The organism is Amycolatopsis sp. cmx-4-61, assembly GCF_046548775.1.
Taxonomy (GTDB): Bacteria; Actinomycetota; Actinomycetes; order Mycobacteriales; family Pseudonocardiaceae; genus Amycolatopsis.
Genome location: NZ_JAEBEI010000022.1, coordinates 115,058 through 135,126, shown reverse-complemented (window position 1 = coordinate 135,126; position 20,069 = coordinate 115,058). Strand labels below are relative to the sequence as shown.

The following is a 20,069-nucleotide window of genomic DNA, read 5'->3' as shown; positions in this document are numbered from 1 at the left end:
CAACGACCGCGCGAACACCTCCGGCTGGCGCGCCATGGCTCACCTCCACCGGCCAGCCTCGCGATCACCAGCTCGGATGTCCACGCGACACGGTTACCACGTCAACGTTCCTTGCCGAGGCACTAGGACACCTGCCGTGGCCGTCGCCTCCCGTGGGCGCCGGGCACGACACTCCTGCCGTACACCGACGGTCTGGTCGAACGTCGTGACCGGTCCCATCCAGGACGGCATCACCCGCGGCGGCCGTTGCGCTCTCGCGCAAGCTGATGCCCGATCCGGACGCAGCAAGCTCGCACGTCCCGGTGGGTATGACGACATGGCGATCGTGCCGTACCGGCGGCCGCGGAAGGCGTCGGCATGGCCGAGGAATGCCTGCGGTGTGCGGTCAAGAGGGGGTCGTCCGGACCGTTCAGCAGCGACCACTCCGCCAACTCCAACGTCTCGGTGCCGACCGCGTTCTCCACCAGCCAATATGCCGCGTCGGCGCGCTCCCGGAGACCGCCGAGCGAGGCCGTGACCTGCTCCCCGTCGAGGTTCTGCCCGGCCTCGAACCTGCTGAGTACTTCCTGGGGTGTCGCCACCACGGTCTTGCGGCTGCTTTCGAGCACCCACCGGTAGATCTCGGGCGTCTGTGTCTTCAGCACGGCCAGTGCCGCTCGGGCCGCGTCGGGATCGTGATGCACGACGGAATGGCACACCGTGAGTGCCATGAGCTTCCAGGTCGACTGTTCGCCTTGGTGTTGCACATATCCGTGAAATGCTTGCCACGGCGCCGTCGCCGGGCTTCTCAAGGAGTTCGGCGAGCGAGTCGCACGGATCATTCATCCGGAGGAAGCCGGTTACGGCACGAGGAAGGAGTGCGCCGTGGCGAGATGGGTGGACGACCTTTGCGAGCGCACCTTGGCCGGCGTCGACCTGGTGCACGAGGCGGTGGCAGGGCGGGACGAGCAGGTGGCTCGCTATCAATACGAGCCGGAAGCACCGGTCGAGTTCAAGAAACTGGTCCATCCGAATCAGGATGGAAGACGCATTATCCGTGTGGGTGGAGCACCATCCACATGGCCGTGATTTGGTCGGCGAAGTCGAGGGTATTGATGTCGTGTCCAATCCGTTTCGCTAACTCATGCATGGTTTGACTTGTCGTAATCGCGTCCATCCGGAAGTAGCGCGCGGCATCCTCGGGGTCTTTCGGCAGCCTGCTGACGTCCGTCTCATTATGAAGGATCCGCACTAGTTGCAGCTCGAATGGCTTCAGCGTATTCCCAAGTTCTGTTATGTCAACTTGGACGTCAGGATGTCCGAGCGCCCATTGTGTTGCCGAGGGGCGGTTCATCGACTTGCGCCCAGGCAGGAGCGACCGGAAATCTTGGGGAATCTTGAGCTGCCCGGATGTCGCCATTTCATACACGACCGCGATCCTCTCAATCGGGTTTCCCCTTGGAAGTCCGAGCGGCTTGCCAAGTTTCGACATTATTTGCATCACAGTGGATTCTTCGAATTGGTAGCGCTTCGCGGCTTCCGCGGCGGTCCGCGGGAGCGGTGTCGAGCCTTGGCTGATCGCGTTGATAAGCCTCCATGCGCTGGTAATTTTGGTGATCTGGTGCTCTCGGTCACTCACTTGTTGCGGGGTGAGAATGGGATGCGTTTTGGTGGCGGTTCGCGTGGCGGTGGCGGTGGCGGGTTGGTCGATCGAGTCGAAGACGTTTTCGATGGCGTGTTGCCCCTGGAATTCGGATGGGTGGTCGTCATCTTCGCGGGTGCGTTTGCGGGTTGGTGCAAGTGGCTGGGATTGCGGGAGTGGCCGGCTGCGCCGGTATAGTTCGTGGATGGCGCCGGCGGTTGTGGGGTTGTCCAGGTTGAGGTTGCGGTGTGCCCATGATTTCAGGGCGTCGGCGATGTCGGTAGTGGTGACCGCGCCGCCACCGAGTGCGGTGATCTCGGCCAGGACCGCGTCGAGGACCCCGGAACTGAGGACGTCGACCGGTCCTTTGGGGGTGAGCACGGCGGCGGCGGCGGCTTCGAGCCAGGTGTCGGGGATTGCGGTGGTGGTGTTGGCCGGGACGGTGCGGGGGGTGGTGACTTCTGTTCGGGTTTGGGCATCAGCGTGGGGTTGTGGTGGTGGCGCGGCCTGGACCTGCTGCTGGTGTAGCGCCTGTCGGCGTAGGTCCCTCAGGGCGTCGAGCAGCCCGTCGGGGTCGACGGTGCCGGTCGCCGTGGCGAGCGCCGCCAGCACGTTGTGCGCGTGGGCGGCGTTGGTCAGTCCGGTCGCCACCAGGCTCGCCGCGGCGGTGGCGACCTGACCCTCGCGGGGCATCCGGTCAATCGTGTTGTACAGGTGGTCCCTGACGCGGAGCAGGTCCACTGCCCCCGGCTCGGTGGTCCCCGCGGCCGGTGCCGGAGGCTCGGCGGCCGGCGCCGGAGGCTCGGCGGTCATCAACAAGCCGTAGAGGTAGATCTTTGCCTGATCGAGGTTCGTGAATGCGTTTCTGCTGGCCCACTCGGCAAACGCCGCTCTGGGATCGGCGATAGTTTCCAGCAGCATCAGCTCGGTGTCGATGCGAGTCACCATGTCGCGTTCGGAGGGTAACGACGTGTTGCCGTACACTTTGTGGATTTCCCTCTGCAGTTCCGCGAACCACGGGTAGTCACGGTAGAAGTTCTCTGCGCTGGTCATAACCCGATCGTGCAACGGTGCCGCACCTGCCACAAGAGCCACCGGCGCGGCCGGACCCGGCATTGCCTTTAAGACTGCACCGGCGAACCTCCTCGAGCTTCTACCCGGCCGGCACGGACGCCCGAAGCGGGGTCGCCGGACCGCAGTGGGCTTGTTCGTGCTGTGAGCGAGCGATTGATCAGCGGCTTCAGGCGAGCGCCCACGACCGGGTCTGCCCAAGATTTCTGCAAGACTGACGTCCCGTCCGAACGAGAGAACCCCGGCAACCCTGGTTGCCGGGGTTCTCTCGTGTTCAGGTCACTCTGTCCTTGTCGCCGCCTCGGGCGGGTGGTGGCCATGGAGGCGTCCGTTCCGGCGGGCCAGCGTGGCCCGCACGATGCGTGCTGCTCTTCCTTGGCGCGAGTGGGTCGTCGACGGCAAGGGTCGGCGTGGCGGGGTGGGATGATCGCACCGGGGCGCAGACACCGCCTCAGCGGGGCGCCGAGAAGCTGTGAGGGCCATCACCTCTCCGCGTACCCTCACCCGGTCGCCGGGGAGGCGGGGAGGCGGGGAGGCGGGGAGGGACCTTCGGCCATCGCGGAACCACCCGGGTTTCGGCCAGGTTCGGGGTTTGGCCAGCGGTGGGCGCCGGGGGTCCCTGAGCGTGTTTCCCTGGTCAGAGAATGGACTTTTGCCCAGGGACTTGTCAGGGAGAAGTCCCTGAGTCCCTGCCGTCTGCGTCCCCGTCGTCGTCGCGTCGACGAGTACGGCGGCGATGTCTTTCGGCGCGAATGACCTGGTTTCCGTCCGACTTGACCGGGGCGACCCTGTACAGCGAGGGCAGTTCAGGTCCCGGAACGTCCACTCCCGTACTCACCGGTGTGGTGCCGGGCCGGCGTTGCCGTCACGACGACACCCGCCGGCGCGGGACCGTGCGGTTACGCGGCTGGGGCCTCGTGTCGTCGATCAGTCGACCGTCGCGCACGGGACTGACGTCGTGGACGTCCCGACCGCACCCATGCCGGGTGATCTCGACCCGGGCGTCCGTGAGTCCGGCGTCGTTCAGGCAGTCGGCGAACAACTTCCGCCCGGCCGGTCGCTCGCCACGCGACGCCACCGGTTTCGAGTCCGCGGGTTCGTGGACCGGTGCGTGCGGTTGGTGAACCGGCAACCAGGCGCACATGAGCCGGGAGGAACTGACCGTTGGCCGGGGGCGGTTGCGCGGACTCACGACCGATCGTCCATGAGCCGCGGTTCAAGACGTCCGGGCTTGCGGCCGACGAGCACCGCCGGAGCGAGAAGTCGACTACATCCAAGGTCTGCTTTGCCCGTGGCAACCGCTGAGTGACCGGGTACCAGAAGTTCGGCATCCTCGCGACCCGCCGCGGTGCGGCTGCTCCTTCGGATGAGCGATCGGGACGAGCGCCTACCCCTTGGGGCAGGATTCATTGTCTTTCGCGTCCAGTCAGTCGACGCTGGGGACACCCGCCACGCCTCGGGGGGGTTCCATGGTGGCTGTTGGAGTGCTCATGCTGAATGTGAACTGGAACGAGTACGAGATTGTGCTCAGCTCCGTACAGGATAACCGGGACGGCTGGACTGAAGTCCTGAGAGAAAACACCTATGCGAAGATGTCCGCGTTCTTCGCCGCGGCGAAATGCGCCGACCAGTTCGAAGCGCTCATCAAGGAGCTTGCCGAACTGAGGGACGGCACCGCCGTCATACCCGACAATTCCCCAGAGTTGAAGCGCCTCCAGTGGGCGCTCTCCTCGAAGCCTGGCCGGTTCGGCGGCGTGGAATGCTTTGTGCATCGAGAGCTCGATGGCAGCTTGTACGCCGCGAATGACCGGTTTCCCGCTGAGTGGCAAGTCCTGCAGCCCGCGCCGGGAGCGCAGAACTCCGCAGTCGGCGGTGGTCCACCGCAGCGCCGCTTCACTTGGAAAAAAGGCGGACCTGTCTACCTTTATGCCGACACCGCGTGGCGCCAGGTGGACGGAAGCGTCTCCGAGCCGCGGATAGGCGTCGACTTCAGGCAACTCACGGAAGACCAGCAGGAGCTGATCACGCCGGTCACGCTCGCAAGCTACCGGCAGGAGTTGACCAATTCCCAGAGAGGTGCCGCCGACGAGGGGCAGCCTTCGGATACGGAAGATATTCGTCGCTACTACGACTATTACATGACAAAATACCGTACTCCCGAATTCGGCTCCGGAACCGCGAAACCGCGCATCCTCAAGGACGTTCGGCTGGGCGCGGACGGGGCGTACGAGCTCATCACGCAGGAGATGTACGACGAACTGCACCTCAGGCGCTTCAACGCGACGTACACGCAGCTGTACAAAAAGTTCGAATGGGTGGATGCCCGTGACGCAACGCCGAAAATCGGAGAATTGCGCAGCAAAGACGGCAATGATACCCGGAATTTTGTCCGGATAACACAGAGCATGATCGATGCCCGAAAATCAGAGCGCAAGAACGCCCTGGAAAAAGCGAAACTGCACGTCGCGAAAAACCTCATGCTCGACCTGGTCGAGGTGCGGGGCTCCTGGGGTCGGGGACAAGTTCCGGTCAGGCACATCGTCGTGTCCGACCTGGAAAAAGCGGACCGTGCGGGGAACCTCGGTCTGTCCCCCCTCATAGAGGGGATTGTCGCCTTCTGTCACGGGGAGCCAGGAACCTTCATGAAGACCCGCGACCCGGCGGCCGGGATCAGGTTCAAGCTCGAGTTGAACGTGGACTTGACCGCCCGGCACACAGAGAACTTCCTCCGCTATCAACCCACCATCGACTGGACGCTCGACTGGCGGGTCTCCCCCGAAACCTTCACCGCGGGCAACGTCGATGCCGTCGCAGGCCTCGCTGCCGGGAATGAAATCGTCTTCGCCGCCTTCGGCGACCTGGTGTTGCTGGGCTCCGCCGCGTTGAACAGGCGGCCCTTGACGGCCGTCCGCGATTTCGCTCAGGCTGTCCACGGCCCAGCCGCGGGCCCTACCGTGCATGTCGGCAACGTGCGCAAGACGACTCGCCTCGGGAGAACCATCCTCAAGACCGACGGCGGCAAGGCTGTTCGGGAGGCCCTGAAGAAAGCCGGATGGAAGGGAACCATCGTCGACCTGTGAACCCTCACTGATCGGATCCGGGAGAGCCGGGCGCCCACCTCCATCGGATTCGACCCCGGGACGTCCGACCGGAAGCTCGCAGGTCAGGAACCATGAGTCGATCGCGCCGTTCCAGACCACCGGTTCCCCGCGGTGGCGACCGTGCGAACCGCCGCCGCCCGTCAAGCGTCGAACCCGGTGGTCCCATCGATTACGCGCGGACAGGCTCGTACTCGTGCTCGATGAGGACGCCACCTTCGGCGGCACATCGGCAAGCTCCTCGACCGGCAGTGGACCATGATCAGCGTTGCGGACATCTGGTCAGCCGGTAATCACTCGGGCACCCTGCGTCAGAGTGCTGCTGACCGATCGATCAGCGCCGACCCGGCCGGCCTTCCCTCGCGTGCGTCCGGGTTCCGCCCTGTGACCGGCGCCGACAGGCGAGGACCGTGTCTTTGCGGGCCGGTGGAGCGCGTGGAAATCGCCGCTATTCGCGCCGACGATACGGCCGCCAACCTGGCCAGGTCACTTTTAAGCTCATCCGGTTGCCCCTCGGGCGTCGTCCGAGTGCGGAAACGCATCGGCTGTGGCCCCGCTGGGCCCTATCCTCCAAGGTGTGCAGCGGACTCGCGCGGCAGGCGAAGATATCACCGATTTCGTGGACGGCGAACCTTAGCTGCCCCTTAACGACCCAATAAATTACTATTGATCAGTATGGGTGAGGTGGACTATGCGTGGTGCCGCTGTCTAGGCTCCCGAGCGGTCCCGAGAATCGGGAACGATGTATTCCGACAACTCCGCACCGAGGGAATCCAATGTTCCGATCCGCTCGCCATGTCGCGCCGCAGAAGTCACGGACTCCGGCGCGTCTGCTTCCGCTGTTCGTCGGCGCCACCGCCGGCGCGGTGATCTGCGGCGTGGCGCTCGCGTCGCCCGGCAGCCATGAGGACCAGAGCGAGAGCCCGAACCGCTTGAGCCTGTTCGACACCGGTTCGGTGACCGCCACACCGAGCACCGTGGCGACCACCCCCGCAGGGCCGTCCTCGACGACCGCCACCCCGACGACCACTCACGCGACGACCCCCGCCGCGCGGCCCGTCCAGCCGGCGAGCAAAGCGAAGAAGGCGCAGCCCCCTCCACCCAGCGCGGGCCCGAGTCTGGCCGGTTACGACGCCGGCGCCGATTCCCGCGCGGCCGTCGCCGTGGCCAAGCAACGCGCCGTCGCGAGCGGGAAGAAGGTGCTGCTGGACTTCGGCGCCAACTGGTGCGGCGTGTGCAAGCGGATCGACGGGTTGTTCGGCACGGCCTCGATCTCCAAGACCCTGTCGTCCTCCTACGAGGTGGTGAAGATCGAGATCGGCGCGAACATGGACATGCTGCGCGAACTCAGCAACGAGGGTAGCTATCGGCTGCCGGTGCTGATCGTGCTCGGTCCCGACGGCGGGGTGCTCGTCGACACCGCGAAGGTCGGCCTCCCGGAGACCACCGAGGCGGGGCTCGGCGACTTCCTCCGGAAGTGGGCAGCGTGAGCCGGCTTCCGGTCGTGCTGGTCCTCGGCGGCGTCCTCGCGCTCGTGGTCGGCGCCGTCGCCTGGACCTTCACCCGGCCGGCCGAGGAGAGGACCGTCACCGCCGCCTTCACGGAGAACGGCGTTGCCGTGGAGATCGGGGTGCGGCTCCACGATGGAGCGGGCGTTCTCATCGCCAGGTTCACCCCGCAGGACGCGGGCTTCCACCTCTACAGCGTCGACCTGCCCGACCAGGGAGTCGACGGCGTCGGCCGGCCGACGAAGATCGACCTCGGGGGCGCCTTGACCGCGACGGGGCGGCCCAGCGCGTCGGCGCAGGTCCGTCAGGCCCGGCTGCCGGAGTCGGAACAGCCCGTGCCGGTCTACCCGGACGGACCGGTGACCCTGACCGTGCCCGTCCGCGCGACGGAAACCGGCGGCGCCGTCGCCCGCTTCACGTACGCGGCATGCAGTGAGAACGCCGGCTGCAACCTCCCGGTCGAGAAGAGACCCGTCGGATTCGTCGTGACGGACGACGCCATCATCACGTCCTGACCTCTCGCCGATCCACCCGGAGTCCCTGCCCCATGACCGCCCGTTCCCGATCCAGGCTCGGACGGCTGCTCGCACTTTTCGTCGTCGCGATCACAGCCACAGCCTGCACATCATCCCACCCGAAACCCACCACGTCGGAGTCAGTGCCCCCTGAGGAACGCACTCCGCTGCCCACGATCGTCGGAACCGGCCTGAACCAGGAGCGGATCGACCTGGCCGAGTCGCGCGGCCGGGTGGTCGTGCTGTCGGTGTGGGGTTCCTGGTGCGTCCCGTGCCGCGAGGAGGCCGACGACCTCGAGCGGGTCCACCGGGAAACCGAGGCGGAGGGTGTCACGTTCATCGGCCTGGACACCCACGACCTCGACGTCGACGTCTCCAAGCGGTTCGTCCGCGAGCACGGCGTCACCTTCCCGAGTATCTTCGACCCCGAGGGCGGCCTCGTGCGCGCCTTCCCGCCGGGCACGCTCAACCCACAGACGCTGCCCGCGACCCTGCTGATCGACCGCGCCGGCCGCATCGCGGTCCGGCTGTTGCGGCCGGTGACCGATGCGGAGTTGCGCTCGGCGCTCGACCCGGTGGTGGCGGAACAGCCGTGACCACGACATGGATTGCCACTGCGCCCACGGACGAAGTGGTCCAGAGCGGCAGCTTGCTGCTCGCCGTGCCGGTCGCCCTGCTCGCGGGACTGGTGTCGTTCTTCTCCCCGTGTGTTCTGCCGCTTGTGCCCGGCTACCTGGGGTACGTCTCCAGTTCGTCGATCGCCGAGCTGGAGAGCGCGGGCGATCGGACCCGACTGCGCGTCCTCCTCGGAACCCTGTTGTTCGTCGCGGGATTCAGCGCAGTGTTCATCTCCGGAGGCGCGCTGTTCGGGTATCTCGGTCGCCACCTGCTGAACCACCAGCGGCTCATCGAAGTCGTCGCCGGTATCCTGACCGTCCTCATGGGACTCGCCTTCTTCGGCGTGATGCCCCGGTTGACCCAGCGCGAGTTCCGGTTCCACCACCGGCCGCGGCTCGGTCTGGCCGGCGCACCGCTGCTCGGCGTCGTCTTCGGAGTCGGCTGGACGCCCTGCGTGGGGCCGACGCTCGCCAGCGTGCAGGCGCTGGCGTGGAGCCAGGCGGGTGCCAGCCGCGGCGCACTGCTGATGCTCGTCTACTGCATCGGGTTGGGCACTCCCTTCGTTCTCGCTTCGCTCGCGTTTCAGCGGGCCGTGACCGCCTTCGGCTGGGTGAAGCGACACTACGCCTGGGTCGTCCGCATCGGCGGCGGTCTGCTCGTGGTCGTGGGATTGCTCCTGGCCACGGGAGCGTGGTCGAGCCTCGTCTACGAGTTGCAAGTACGCACCAGTGGATTCGGCACTCCCTTCTGACACCAGCGTACCCAGCATTGCTCCGCCAGAACGGTGTCACATCGGCGTGCCACTAGCACAGGAGGACCGTCCATGCCCCACGAGGGGGCGCTCGGCTGTGAACCTCGTGCCATCCTCGCGACACGCGCGCATCTGTGGATCGCTGCAGGCGTGGACGCGAGGGCGCTCGGACGGGAGTTCGCGTCCGTGGCGGCGCCGGCCGGCACGGAGGTGTGGGTCAGCCACTTCTCGGCCCGGGCGGCCCGCTCGGTCACCGAAGCCGCCGCCCGTCGCGCGGAAGGCGACAGAGCCGCCGCGCGGCGGGCGTACCGCGACGCCGCTTTCTGGTTCTTCCTCGCGAGGTTCCCGGTTCCGCAGTCGGCCGCGGCGCGCGAGGCGTACCTGCGCTCGCTCGACATGGTGCGATCGGCCGCATCGCTGGAAAATCCGGCGCTGCGCGTCGTCGGCGCCCGGCACGGTGACGGGGAGGTGGTCGGCCACCTGCGCCTGCCCGCGCAGGCGAACGGTCGCGCGCCCCTGATCGTGCTGATCGGCTCAGCCGAGACGTACAAGGCCGATGTCGAGCTCGCCCATCTCGCCGACGCCTTCCACGCCGCCGGAGCGGCCACTCTCGCCGTCGACTCGCCCGGCACCGGTGAGTCGACCGTGGCGGCGCGCCCCGGAGCCGAAACCGCGTACGAGGCGTTGCTGAGGCAGATCGAGGACGGGCCGAGCGCGCATCATCTGGACACCAGCGCGATCGGCGTGGTCGGGGTGTCCTTCGGCGCACACTGGTCGTTACGGCTGGCCGCCGGCGTCCCTCACGTGGCCGCGGCCGTCACCATCAACGCCCCGTTGCATCACGCGTTCGCTCCCGACAAGCTCGCCGCACTTTCCCCGCCGGCCCGGGATGCCGTGTCCTCGGCGCTCCGCGTACCCCCCGAAGACGTTCTGGGCCTGCAGCGCAGGCTCGCTGAACTCTCCCTGCTGGCGGGATCGAGCGGAAATCTGCTCTTGTCCGGTCGGCCGAAGCGGATCCTCGCCCTGGCGGGGGGCCATACCGAGTTCGTGCTTGGTTCGGACGACGTCCTGCTGATGGACGTGGGGTGGCCTGCCGACCTGCTGCTGTACGAATCGAGCCGGTATGGGAAGACGACGTGGATCGAATACACCCCCACGATCGTCACATGGCTCCTGCGGCGCCTGGACGAGTGCCGACGTCACCGGCTCACGACACCCAGGCCCCGCCGGTCGGCCGGCGAGGCGGTGCGGTCCCGGCCCTGACGCCCCGCCGCGATGCGCCGCTTCGCCGCACACCGCTGGGCGGCCGGTGCATCCTCGGATTGCACCGACCGCCCAACGGATCCCCTGCGCGCGGACGCCCTCCGCGCGAGGAGCCCGACGACCGGCTCAGGTCGCGTGGTCGGCTTCCTGCGCGTCGAGCGGCGCCTGCTCGGCCTCGTCCTTCACTTTCTCCGGCAGCGGCACAACCCGGACCGCGCGCGGTCCGGGAGGACCTTGCACGATCTCGAACTCCACCCGCTGGCCGGCCACGAGGGAGCGACGCTCGGGAGGCGGTCCCCCCAGCGCCTCGATGTCTCGCGCGTACAGCTCCAGCAGCCGCTGGATCTCCGGGTCCGTCTCGTCCACGGTCGGCTCCTCACTCATTCCGCGCCCAGGGCCCGGAAAGCCTGGTGTCGGGTGCCGGGGTCGGTGTGCTTGGAGAGGCGGACGCGGTCGGCCTGCGGGCCCTTCGGGCCGGAGGTCACGACGAACGTGACCTCCTGGCCCTCCTCGAGCGTCCGAAATCCACTCCCGTCAATGGCCGAATAGTGGACGAAAACGTCCGGCTTGCCCCCTCCGCGGGCGATGAAGCCAAAACCCTTCTCGGCGTTGAACCACTTGACGGTCCCACTTTCCTCTGAAATTACCTTGTGCTTCTCGGTGCTGGCCATCATCGCTCCACATGCGTCGTCGGCAACTGCAGGATTCACGCTACGGTGCCCGGAACTCCGTGGGGCAGTCCGCCGGGACAGCCTTTGAGGCACCTCGGTCAGAATTACGGGCGACTCGTCGAACACCCGGCTGCCTGGGATCTTGCCTGCCATGCGATTCGATTTCGAGTTCCCATGGCGCGACGGCTCGCCGGCCGTCGTCCCGATCGGGTACCAGCACGCCCCTTCGGGTAATGCGGCTGTGTTCGACGTGGTCACTTGCGACGATCGGGAGGTGCGCTTGGCGGTCCTGGGCGGCGTCACTTCGTTAGGTCAACCGCTCGATCCGGGTCTGAGCTCCTTGTCGGTGGTCGCGTAGTCCGCCAGGGCGACCCGGCGCAACTGCCTTCGCGAAGTGATACCGAGTTTGGTGAAGACGTTGCTCAGGTGGTATTCGACCGTCTTTTCACTGACGAAGAGCTTCGCCGCCACCTCGGCGTTCGTGTGGCCCGTCGCGACGAGATCGACGACGGCCCGCTCGCGTTCGGTCAGCTGTTCCAGGACCATGTCCGCGTCGGTGTTGGTGGCGCCGAGGAGCCGCTCACATCGCGTGACGAAAGGCATCGCGTGAAGCCCTTCGAACTTCTTGCGTGCGCTCTCGAGCCAGAGGGCGGCCTTCGTGCTCTGGCGGGAATCGAGGAGCATCCGGCCATAGGCGAGTTCGGCGCGGGCCCGGCTCATCGGCACCTCGTCGTGCTGTGGTGGCAGCGACACGGCGCGCTCGAGGCATTTCCTCGCCTCCGTGCGATCCCCCGCGCATTCGGCGAGCCGCCCGGTCAACCACAGCATCGTCATCTGCAGGTAGGGCATCTGTTCGGCGAGCACGGCCAGTTTCGCGAGTTCACCCCGCGCGCGTTCGACGTCCCCGCTTTCAATCAAGCCCTCCACCATCAGCGGGCGCCACAGGCCCTCGTACGCCATGGCGATGTCGACGTTCATCCGGCGGTCGAGCATCGGGCGCACGTCGTCCAGAGTCGTCACCACGTCGTGGTACGCCCCTTTCGCGCCCGCCACCGCGGCTCGGGCGACGGCGAGGTAGAACCGGCGGTGATCCTCGCTTTCGACCCTGATCCGCTTGAGCTTGGCCGCCAGGTGCTCGACCCTGGCCCAGTTGCCGGTCTCGGTGGCGAGCACGATCGCCAGCACGTGCGCCGCCGCCATCGCGGTCGGCGGAAGCGGGTATTCGGAAGCGCCCAGGGCGACGTCGGCGGTCTCGGTGGCCGTCTGCCAGTGGCCCTGAAGCCGTTGGCATTCCATGAGCACGATGAGCGCGACACGATGCGCCGAGTCGTTGGTGAGGTGGTTGGACACCTCGATCGCGGAGGCGGCCAGCGTCGCCGCCTCGGCGATGTGACCACTGAGCAGGAGGAACAGGGACCGCTCGAAGTCGAACAGGCTGGTGTGGTTCTCGATCGGCAGCCCGGCGATGACCCCGTCCTCCAGCGCGTCGGCCATCGTCAGCGCGTCCTGGGGGCCGTGCAGGAAGAACGTCGCGAGCAGCAGCACCCGGATGGCGCGCACCACGATCACGGGGTGGGTGTGCTGGGCGTCATCGAGGACCACCCGCGCATAGCGCACGGCGTCCCGGGCTTCGCTCCGAATGATGTGGATCTGCGCGAGGACACTCGTGGGCAGCAATGACAGGCGCTGCGGGAACCTGGCCAGGCCCCCGGGCCAGTCCAGGCAATTCTCGACGGCCGCGGCGGCCTCCGCGAGCTGATCGGGGCGACCGGCCAGCACAAGCCCCTCCGCGAAGCTTCGGTAGGCCGACGGCATGGCCGCGGAGACGAGCGCCCGGTACTCTTCGCCGTCGCCATTCCACCACATGTCGAGGATCGCGGCGCTGAGCAGGCGCCGATCGTGCTCGGCTTTGTCGGCGCTGAGGTCGCCCGCGAAGCGCAGGCACTTGATCGCGTAGCCGAAGCCGTCCTCGGCCAGAGCGAGCATCGCCTCGCGCTCCAGCTCGTCGGCCAGTTCGGGGTCGACGCCCACGGCCGCCGCGGCCCGGTGTGTCCAGCGCTCTTCGCTACGCACCCAATCGCCGGCCGCCGTGTGCAGTGCCTGCCTCTGCCGCGGCGTGAGCGACTGGTAGACCGCCGCCTTGAGCAGCGGGTCGTGGACGGCCACGGTGACCGGCTCGTCGGCGGGAGACCAGGTGAGCAACTCCTGCTCCAGCAACAGCGACAGCGCCTCGACGTGGTCGTCGACCTTGGCGACCTGGGTGGCCAGCGTGACCGTGGACCGGCCGCCGAGAACCGACACGACCTCCAGGAGGTGGCGCGCGGCGGGCGGGAGTGGTTGCAGGAGGCGTCTGGTGGCCGCGAGCAGTGGCAGCGGGACCGCGTTCGCACCTGTGCGCCTGGCTGTGTCGGCGCCGTCGATGATCATGCGCGCGAGGCGCATGTTGCCGTGGGAGTACCGCACCAACTGGTCGAGGAGGGCCCGGTCGGGATCCGCCCCGCGCAAGTGCCGCGCCAACCCGAAGAGCTGCTCGCCGCTCAGCGGAAGGAGCCGCGTGGTGCGCACCGGCACGCCGAACGCCCCGAGATCGGCTCGGAATTGCTGCCATCCGGGCAACGGCGGCGGGCCGGCGATCGCAACCGACCGGTGCGACGACCCGATCACGACGGTCAGCAGGCGTGCGTCGGCCAGCCGTCGCAGGGCGTTGCCCACAACCTCGAGCGAGCCGTGGTCAGCCCATTGCACGTCATCCAGCACGACGACGACCGGCCGTCGTTCCTGCGCTTCGTCGATCAGCGCGACGAGCTCGTCGGTGAGGTGAGCCGCTCCGAGGTTGTGGTCCCCGGTCCTGCGATGGCGCCCGTCGGCTCCGCGCAGTTCCGAGCGCAGGTCTCCGGCCAGCGCAAGCCGCCGGCCGCCGTCGTCACGCCGCGCGTCACACCACACCACCGTGTAACCGTCGAGAGGCTCGATCGCCTGCCGGGTCACGGTCGTCTTGCCGGAGCCTGTTTCGCCTTCGACGAACACGAACCCCGCGCGGCCCTCGGCCGAGCGCGCAGCGCAACCGGCGATGACCGAACCGACGTGCTCGCGCCCAGCGACGGCCGGCGGGGCCGGCGGTCTGCTGTCCTGACTGCATTCGGGGCTCGCCTCGGACATTAGCTCACCGGAATCCTCACGACCGTCGCCGGGTTGCGTCACCGGCAACCCGGCGTCCTGGATGTACCGATCGATTGCCGGTCAAATGAGCCCTTCCCGCAGGGCGTAGGCAACCGCGTGCGACCGATTGCGCAGGCAATATCGCGTGGTCACAGCGTGCACGATGTTCTTCACGGTCCGCGAAGAATACGACAGTTCGACGGCGATCTCCTCCGTGTCCAAACCATCGGCGACCAGCCGTAGCACCTGTGACTCGCGCGGGGTCAGCCCGATCGACCTCCCGAGGCGGAGAGCCAGTGAGTGGGAGGACGCCTTCTGAGGGTGCCGGAACACGCGTACCAGCAGGTCCGACGGCAGTTCCGATTCACCCTGCGCAGTCTTCAGGATGACCTGCTCGAGTCGTTCGGGCGTGGCGGTGCGGCGATCCAGGATTCCACCGAGACCGAGTTCCAACGTCGCGCGCAACTGTTCCTCGTCGGGTTCCCGCGGGGTGACCAGGATGAATCGGTGACAGCCGCAGGCCGCGTAGCGCCGCGCGTGCTCCATGGTTTCGTCATCGACTGCGTCCACCGCCAGAATCGTGACCGACTCGCCGTCGACCTGGTCGTTCAGAACCAATGTGAGGTGGTTCGAGCGACTGAGTTGCGCGGTGATACCGAAGCGGGTGACCGGGTCGGACGCGTGGACGAGGACGGGGATGGGAACGTTCATGCCGGTCTCCTTGCTGATGCTTCACACTACGAACACAGGGTGCGCTATCGGCTGGCCGCCCAGACCTAGGGAAGGCCCCTAGTCGCACCCTAGGGTTGCAAGGCCGGTCACACGCTGCGATCGAATGACCGCCATGGTGCGGCCTTGTGGGTGCCCGGCTCGGCTTGACGTCCCACCATCGTGTTGCTCAGACGGATCATCGCGATCACGGCCAACGGACAGTAAATTTTCCCCGTACACCAGCGAGAGAACATCTGGCTGAACCGCCCCGGGTTTGACGGAGGCCTCTCGGGTGAGTGAAGATGTAGATCATGGGGCCGGCCGGAGTCCTCGCTCGAGCTGCGGAAACTTGCTGTCGCATCGGTGTTTGAGCACGTCGGCAGGATGGCTCGCGGTGGGAGGCGATCGTCTCGGTCGCGGCGAAGGTGACGTGTGTCCAGCGAGAGGCCACGCAAGTGGGTGCGCCAGGGCGACGTGGCCGGACGCGGGGAGTTGCGTCGGCCGAATAAGATTTCGCCGGCGTCGGCGGCTTTCTTGGCAAGGGAAAGGTCGCTCCCGTTCACCTATCGATGTCCGGTGGAGCGGCTGATGCGCCGCCGACCGAGCCTGACCGGCGTCGCCCGCAGGAAGACCGTCCGCACTACCATCTCGGACAAGGACGGTGCGCGGGCGGTGTGCGGAACTGGTTATGGCTTGCGGACTTCCCTTGAGGGCGGACCCCGTTCACGTCGCGTCCGCCGTCGACCTGTTCTCCCGCAAGATCGTCGGCTGCCGAGCGAGTATCGTTCCGACGCCGGGAGCCGGCGTGGGTTCAACGTCCTTGTGCGGTCAGCGACCCCGTCTCAGCGGCTGTGCGCAGTCCCGCTCCACAGCAGCGCCTCGCGCAGCGCATCGATCAACGCCTCGTCGTCGGCCTCGGTGGGCTCGTCCCCCATCGGAAGCCACAATTCCTCCGTCACAGCGCCGGCGATGTGACGGGCCAGAGCGAGGCCCGGATACCGCAGAACACTGCGGTGACCAGGCGCGGTGTCGAGCACAACACTGCGGTACGATGCACGCAGGCTGACCCCACGCTGCGGTGATGTGCTCATCCTGTGACACTTTCGTCGAAGATTGTTGCTGATCAGTCGTGGCCGCCGGCGCGGGCGTTACCGCACCTCACCCACGCGAAAACTCCCATGACCGGCGCACATCCCCGTGAATACCGACGCTGGGATGGATGACCGACACTGCAGCCCCGTGGCAGGCCCGCCGAGCCGAGCCCGAGCGGCCCCCGCTGTTCGACGAGATCGTCCGCCGCCACGTGCCGGTGCACCCCATCGGTCGCGCTGGGTGTCCGACGGTCACGTTCCAAGCACCGGGCCGCGTCGGACGTCACGGTAACGCTACCGGCCAAGACGCAATACGGTAACTAATCGTAACGGCCGCTTGCGGACGGGCGCTTGGCTGGAAGCTTGGACCGAGTGCACCGCGTTCGATCGAAGGTGGTTGCCGATGCGCCTATTTCGCTTATGGTATGAACTTCCGGCGAGTACGCTCGCTCGTCTCGCGGCCGTTCCGGCGACGATCGCCGTCGCCGATGCGTTGCTTCTGGCCTGGTCACAGTCTGCGACCGTCGGATTCTGGGTCAGCGCGGTGATCGTCGCGCTCGTGGCCGTCACCGGTGCGGCAGCCGCGTTGCGGCGCGCCAACGACCGTCTCGACACCATCTTGCGTGAAGAGCTGGACGCCGGCTCAGCGGACCGCGACCCGGCCACCCGAAACCGGCGACCTTGACGCGACCCGACTCGGATCGTCCACTTCGCCCGCACTACGTCGTGAGGTCGAGCGTTACCTTGGCTTCGGCGTTCACGCGTCGGCGTTGGTCCGCGTGGCTGCGCTCGGCGGGCAGACCGTCACCGTCCCCGGGCACCGCGGCCGCCGACACCGTGCTGACCCGCTTTGGGGGACATCCACACACAACTGCCAGAAGCACGACGTCGGCACCCCGACCCGCGTGCCCAAGCGAGTAGCGTCCCCGGTCGACGCCGATCGGCCGGACTGGCCACAGTGGTGCCGGCACCGTCTCGGAGAACGCTACAGCCGACCGATTCGAAGACGTGGCCGGACGGCTCGCCGCTGCCCACCGCTTTCACCGGCGACACGACTCCGCTCCTGGATCAGGGCACGCGCCCACCCGACCGGATGTGCACCATCGACTGCCTCATCGGACCTTTCTATCGATGACAGTCCGAGTACGGTACGTAACGGAAGCGCCAGGGAATTTCCAGGTACCGCGACAGGTGGTGGCCGTACCACGCGACTTGGAGTCGACGGGTATTCCGGGAGGCCGTGCATTGGCGCACGGTGAACCGGCGATCTCTCGGCGAGCGCGTGCGACCCGTCGTCCGGAACCGGGCGCTGATGGGGCGAGCCGCGCCGGAAAGCGGCAGCAACCACCATCGATGGTTTGGCGTGCCAGGCACCGCGTGTATGTCGCGCAAACCGAATCTTCGACAAGACGCGATCAGCGATGGCTCCTGACGCGGCCTCGTCGATTCACCCGAATTCAGGAGAGAGCATTGACCGGTCCCAAACGCAGTCTGGAATCGTACGAGCAGGAGGTCTACGAAGATGAAAGCGGGCTGCACCTCTTGCCCGGAGGCGAGCCCGTCAACGAGGTGGTGGAGTACGGGAGCTTGACGGAGTTCCTCCGCGTGAGCCCGGCGGGGGCGAGCGACCCGGAGCTGCTGGCGGCGCTGTTGCGGAAGGCCGAGTGGCCGGCCGAGGCGGTGTGGCCGGAGTTGTGGACGCTGACCCGGCAGGGGGTGCTGAGTCCGGACGTGGTTGCGTTGGTGATCGGCGCTCTGTGGACGTCCCAGCCGGATCTGGCTCGCGTAGCGGTCACCGGCGACCCCGACGGGACGGGGGTGCGGGTAGTGGCCAACTTCCCGGCGGTATGGCCGGGACTGGCGCGCTGGGCCGCCGCGGATCCGGTGGCCGCCTCGCGCATCGGAAGGCTGATCGTGCTGGTGGTGGACGCCTACCCGGCAGCGGGCCAGGTGCTCGCTTCGATGGCCGACCTCCCACCGGGGTTGGCGCTGGTGCTGGGCAAGTCGGGGCTGCGCGGACACCCCAGGGCGGTGGAGGTCCTGGTAGCGGCGGCCAAGACCGCTGCGGCCGAGGATGTCGGCGCCGCCTTGACGACGTGGTTGACCGACGACACGGGGGCGACCGAGTTGGTCGGGGCCGTGCTGGCTTCCGTGCCTGACCTCCGCAAGTCCACGGCCATCTTGACGGTTCTGGCTTCCGGTCTGCCACATCCGACGTTGTGCGCGCTGTGGCTGGCGATGTGGAACCACGCGCCGGGTGTCGCGGTTCGGGCGTTGCTGCTCGCGGGACGGTCCCGACCCGAGTGGTCCGCCCAGGCGCTGATCTCGGCGGCGGCCGCGGGAGCTCCGCCGGAGTCGCTGGTCCGGGAGGTCCTCACCTTCGACCCGGAAGCCCGGGCGGTGGCGGCAGCGGTGGTGCTCACCTTCGCCACCCAACCGCAGCGGCTGGCAGGCATGCTCGGCGAACCGCTCGACACGACACCGCAGATGGCCGCGGCGGTGACGGCCGCCACCGAGGCCGAGCCGGCGGCAATGGCCCCGACCATGGCGGCGCTGCTGGCGGACCGCCGGACGGACGCGGTCACGACGATCCTGGCTCGTATCCCGCCCCAGCAGGCCGCCACGGCGTTCACCTCGGCGAATTGGACGCCCCGCGCGATCGTCCGGCTGCTTCCCGGACTCAAGGCCACCGCGCCGGCCGCATTCGCCCACCTGATGTCCACGCTGACACCGGACTCGTTGGCCGCGGTAGGGAGGACCTTGGCGCAGACCGCCCAATGGCGTCGGCTCGCCGTGTTTCTGGACGAGGTCGGGCCTGACGCCGCGGCACTGCTGTTCGTCAGCATCTCCGCCCAGGCCCCGGCCGGCGGGGCGGCGATGCTGGTCGAGGTGCAGCGCAATGAACCGGCCCGCTCCCGGCCACTGCTGGCCCACGCCTTCGCCGCCGCTCCCCGCGCCGCGCGCGACCTGTGCGCGTGGATGACCGAACACGACGATGACGCGACCTCGGCCCTTGCTGCGATCGCCACGACCGACCACGACCTCGCGGTCCAGATCCTCACCGCGTTGACCAACCACAGCCCCGACGGCCGTCTCGTCCGTCGGCTCTACGCCTCGGACATCGGCATCCTCGCCCCGCCGGTGCTGCAGGGGCTGGCCGCCACGCCTCGCATCTATGCGCACCTGATCACCGCGTTCGCGAACGCCGACGACATCGACCTCGCGCTCGCCCTCGTCATCGACCTCACACCCGAACTCGCCGGAGCCGTCCTTGCGGACGCTTTGTTCCACCGCCGGCAACCGATCCTCGACCTCTTCACCGCCGCCGATGCCGAGTTTCTCGCAGACGCCGCCACACAGGTGATCGAGGCAAACCCGCAGTGTACGGGCCGCCTGGTCGATTGGCTGCTCGACCAGCACCGAGCCGACCACGATCTGCTGGCCAGGGTCTTCAGCCCGGCGACGATGGTCGTCGCAGTGCCTCACCTGACCCCCGGCCACGTCAAGCTGGTCTTCAGCGCACCCGGCTCCCTCCTTCGCGACAGGCTCATGGACGCGCTCGTCGTTGCGACGAGCGGCGGGCGCGCGATCAACGCCGCACGAGCCCTGGAGGCCTTGACCCCGGACGAGGTGAGGGAGGCGTTGCTGGCGATGCCTACTGACATCGCGCGGCGCATCCTGGCCAAGCTGCAGGGTCCGCAATTCGAGAACGACGATTTCGTCGTATCGCTCACCAACGTCAAGCCGCAACTGCTGGACGCCGTTCTCGCCGAGCTCACCTGGCAGTCGGCCGCCAATATCCTGACCCGCCTGGGGCCCGAGCTCCGGCAGGCCGTTCCCCGCGAGGCGATCGTCAACCTCTACTCCGCGCTCCGCGTGACTGAACAACAGCAACTTCTCGCCGCCCTGCAGAGTGGCGGAGCCCAGGACATCGTCGAATACATCACGGCACCGCGGTAGCTCGTTTCGACGGTCTTCGGCCCGAGGCTGCC

15 protein-coding genes and 1 pseudogene are annotated in these 20,069 nt (G+C 67.6%); 9 read left to right on the top strand and 7 right to left on the bottom strand.

Annotation, left to right across the window (positions count from 1 at the left end):
• Positions 1-230 precede the first annotated feature (230 nt).
• Positions 231-710, bottom strand: coding sequence for a hypothetical protein (locus ACLJOU_RS39975; RefSeq protein ID WP_410574478.1), 480 nt, complete (start codon positions 708-710; stop codon positions 231-233).
• Positions 711-864: 154 nt separating this feature from the next.
• On the opposite strand from ACLJOU_RS39975, the gene ACLJOU_RS39970 reads away from it, so the two are divergent.
• Complete coding sequence (locus ACLJOU_RS39970; protein ID WP_410574477.1) at positions 865-1,068, top strand: hypothetical protein; 204 nt, start codon at positions 865-867, stop codon at positions 1,066-1,068.
• On the opposite strand, the gene ACLJOU_RS39965 is transcribed toward ACLJOU_RS39970, so the two are convergent.
• Entirely contained in the window at positions 1,031-2,674 is a 1,644-nt protein-coding gene (locus ACLJOU_RS39965) for a hypothetical protein (RefSeq protein WP_410574476.1), read from the bottom strand. The genes ACLJOU_RS39970 and ACLJOU_RS39965 overlap by 38 nt on opposite strands.
• 1,508 nt (positions 2,675-4,182) lie before the next feature.
• On the opposite strand from ACLJOU_RS39965, the gene ACLJOU_RS39960 reads away from it, so the two are divergent.
• From ACLJOU_RS39960 to ACLJOU_RS39935, 6 genes are all read left to right on the top strand, one after another.
• Positions 4,183-5,772 carry a hypothetical protein gene (locus tag ACLJOU_RS39960; RefSeq protein WP_410574475.1) on the top strand — a complete coding sequence of 530 codons (1,590 nt, stop codon included), beginning with the start codon at positions 4,183-4,185 and terminating at the stop codon, positions 5,770-5,772.
• 794 nt (positions 5,773-6,566) lie between these two features.
• Positions 6,567-7,280 (top strand): thioredoxin family protein, encoded by a 714-nt coding sequence (locus ACLJOU_RS39955; RefSeq protein WP_410574474.1) that lies wholly within the window; start codon positions 6,567-6,569, stop codon positions 7,278-7,280.
• Complete coding sequence (locus ACLJOU_RS39950; protein WP_410574473.1) at positions 7,277-7,813, top strand: hypothetical protein; 537 nt, start codon at positions 7,277-7,279, stop codon at positions 7,811-7,813. The genes ACLJOU_RS39955 and ACLJOU_RS39950 overlap by 4 nt, the downstream gene beginning before the upstream one ends.
• A 143-nt stretch (positions 7,814-7,956) precedes the next feature.
• Positions 7,957-8,409, top strand: a complete 453-nt coding sequence (locus ACLJOU_RS39945; protein WP_410574472.1) for a TlpA family protein disulfide reductase — start codon at positions 7,957-7,959, stop codon at positions 8,407-8,409.
• Positions 8,406-9,182 carry a cytochrome c biogenesis CcdA family protein gene (locus ACLJOU_RS39940; protein ID WP_410574471.1) on the top strand — a complete coding sequence of 259 codons (777 nt, stop codon included), beginning with the start codon at positions 8,406-8,408 and terminating at the stop codon, positions 9,180-9,182. The genes ACLJOU_RS39945 and ACLJOU_RS39940 overlap by 4 nt, the downstream gene beginning before the upstream one ends.
• A gap of 72 nt (positions 9,183-9,254) precedes the next feature.
• Positions 9,255-10,445, top strand: coding sequence for an alpha/beta hydrolase (locus tag ACLJOU_RS39935; RefSeq protein ID WP_410574470.1), 1,191 nt, complete (start codon positions 9,255-9,257; stop codon positions 10,443-10,445).
• A gap of 126 nt (positions 10,446-10,571) precedes the next feature.
• Here ACLJOU_RS39935 and ACLJOU_RS39930 read toward each other — a convergent pair whose 3' ends face one another.
• The 5 genes and pseudogenes from ACLJOU_RS39930 to ACLJOU_RS39910 form a co-directional block, all read right to left on the bottom strand.
• A complete protein-coding gene (locus ACLJOU_RS39930; protein ID WP_410574469.1) occupies positions 10,572-10,811 on the bottom strand; it encodes a cold-shock protein in 240 nt (79 codons plus the stop codon).
• 80 nt (positions 10,812-10,891) lie between these two features.
• A pseudogene (locus ACLJOU_RS39925) lies at positions 10,892-11,116 on the bottom strand (cold-shock protein); the annotation flags it as partial.
• A 312-nt stretch (positions 11,117-11,428) separates the two neighbouring features.
• A complete protein-coding gene (locus ACLJOU_RS39920; protein ID WP_410574468.1) occupies positions 11,429-14,275 on the bottom strand; it encodes a LuxR C-terminal-related transcriptional regulator in 2,847 nt (948 codons plus the stop codon).
• 81 nt (positions 14,276-14,356) lie between these two features.
• Complete coding sequence (locus tag ACLJOU_RS39915) at positions 14,357-14,986, bottom strand: response regulator transcription factor (RefSeq protein WP_410574467.1); 630 nt, start codon at positions 14,984-14,986, stop codon at positions 14,357-14,359.
• 842 nt (positions 14,987-15,828) lie between these two features.
• On the bottom strand, positions 15,829-16,077 hold the full coding sequence (locus ACLJOU_RS39910) for a hypothetical protein (RefSeq protein WP_410574466.1): 249 nt from the start codon (positions 16,075-16,077) through the stop codon (positions 15,829-15,831).
• Positions 16,078-16,480: 403 nt separating this feature from the next.
• Between ACLJOU_RS39910 and ACLJOU_RS39905 the strand changes: the two genes are divergently transcribed.
• Together ACLJOU_RS39905 and ACLJOU_RS39900 are read left to right on the top strand one after the other, a co-directional pair.
• A complete protein-coding gene (locus ACLJOU_RS39905; protein ID WP_410574465.1) occupies positions 16,481-16,762 on the top strand; it encodes a hypothetical protein in 282 nt (93 codons plus the stop codon).
• A gap of 785 nt (positions 16,763-17,547) precedes the next feature.
• Positions 17,548-20,037: a hypothetical protein gene (locus ACLJOU_RS39900; protein ID WP_410574464.1), complete on the top strand. Its 2,490-nt coding sequence runs from the start codon at positions 17,548-17,550 to the stop codon at positions 20,035-20,037.
• Positions 20,038-20,069: the final 32 nt, after the last annotated feature.